This window comes from Streptococcus sp. 1F3, from assembly GCF_054968985.1.
The window spans coordinates 1-1,670 of the sequence record NZ_JBUEQR010000095.1; the positions used below are offsets into that span (position 1 = coordinate 1).

Sequence of the window (1,670 nt, forward strand, 5' to 3'; positions counted from 1 at the left end):
AAGAGAGAACGAAATTCGTCCTCTCTAGGTGTTAGCTTTTCATCTACCCACTACAGTTGACAAAGAGCCTAAAATCTGACGAACTAGGTTTTTCCAACATCTAAAAGAGACCAAGCACCAAGCCCAGCCTCTGCAATTCTATCGTATGGTTGCTCCCAAGACTTCTTCCAAATGTCTCAGTGCAAACTGATGCTGTTCTTCTGTCAGACTAGCCACAGCCGAAGCCACAATCTCAATTTTATAACCAAGATTATAGGCATCAATAGCTGTATGAAGCACACAAATATCCGTTAGAACCCCCGTTAGGATGACTGTATCTACCCGTCTTTCCCGCAAACGAATATCCAAATCCGTCCCTGAAAAGGCTGAATAATGACGCTTATCTATCCAGAAGACCCGTGCATCATCTTGATGCTCCGTATAAAAATCTGCTAGAGGACCATACAGATGCCGACCACTCGTTCCTTTGATATTATGAGGAGGAAAGAGGCGACTTTCTGGATGAAAGGGATCATCTTTTTCATGCAAATCAATGGCAAAAAAGATATAGGCTCCGCGTTCAAAGGCTTGCTTGGTTGCCTTGTAAATTGCCTGCGAAATCGCTTGAGCAGGAGCCCCTGCCGTCAACTTCCCATCGTCTGCCACAAAATCCATCGTATAGTCAATCGAAATAAGCGCCTTGGTCATATTAATAATCTCGCTTCTTAATTTCATCAAAAATAGCCGGAATCAAAACTTTTAAGTAAGTTCCCTTCATTCCTAAAGAACGACTTTCAATAATGCCCGCACTTTCTAATTTCCGTAGGGCATTGACAATCACCGAACGGGTAATCCCGATCCTATCTGCAATAACAGAAGCGGTCAATTGTCCCTCATCACCGTTTAATTCACCTAAAATAGCTGAAACAGCCTTCATCTCTGAATAGGATAAGGTATTGACTGCCATGTTAACCGCCGCACGACGACGAATATTTTTCTCATCTTCTTCCCGCTGGAAATTCAAGAGCTGAATCCCCACTACTGTTGCTGCAATTTCAACCAAAATCAAATCATCTTCATCAAACTGCTCATCATTGCGCCAAATAATCAAGGTTCCAAATCGAATCCCTGTCACATGAATCGGAGCAATTGTGGTCAGACTACTAGGATACATGGAACGAGATTCCACTGGAATCGCTGTCAATTCACTATCTGCTGAAAGATTAACCTGCGTATCGTAGACCTGCGCCACTCCTTTGACATAATCATCTGGAAACTGCTTGGTCAAAAAGAATTCTTCGACACGGTCATTATTGGTCTTGTACTTCATGAAATAGCCCAAGACCTCACCCTCACTATTGATAATGCAAGCATTACAATCAATAATCTCAGAAAGATGTTCTGCAATTGTATTATAAGGGAGTTCCTCTGACAATTGCTCCTCTGAGCGCTTCAAAATAGACGTGATATCCCGCGTCTTTTCTAATAATGTAGTCATATTTTCCTCTTTACTCCGTAATTGCTTTCATTATACCAAAAAGAGGTATGAATTTCAACAATTATCAGACAATTACCACGTCAAACGCATGAACGTTTTCTTATATCACTTTGTTTATTAAGCACTTTTTTTGAAGCAAGGATGGCTCATTTTCATCTTCCTCTCCCCTTATCTTCTATCTCTAAAACCTAAT

Annotated in this window: 2 protein-coding genes; both read right to left on the reverse strand. The window is 41.2% G+C overall.

The genetic code is table 11. The features are described 5' to 3' along the window. Positions 1-138 precede the first annotated feature (138 nt). On the reverse strand, positions 139-687 hold the full coding sequence (locus ACVPON_RS08750; protein WP_462878248.1) for a cysteine hydrolase family protein: 549 nt from the start codon (positions 685-687) through the stop codon (positions 139-141). A 1-nt stretch (position 688) separates the two neighbouring features. After that, the gene (gene codY, locus ACVPON_RS08755) at positions 689-1,477 is read right to left on the reverse strand and encodes a GTP-sensing pleiotropic transcriptional regulator CodY (RefSeq protein WP_462878247.1); all 789 of its coding nucleotides are present in this window, start codon (positions 1,475-1,477) and stop codon (positions 689-691) included. Positions 1,478-1,670: the final 193 nt, after the last annotated feature.

Bases quoted from the DNA above. Each gene is read 5' to 3' on its own strand.
- ACVPON_RS08750 (WP_462878248.1), bottom strand. From the start codon at position 687: ATGACCAAGGCGCTTATTTCGATTGACTATACGATGGATTTTGTGGCA.
- codY (WP_462878247.1), bottom strand. From the start codon at position 1,477: ATGACTACATTATTAGAAAAGACGCGGGATATCACGTCTATTTTGAAG.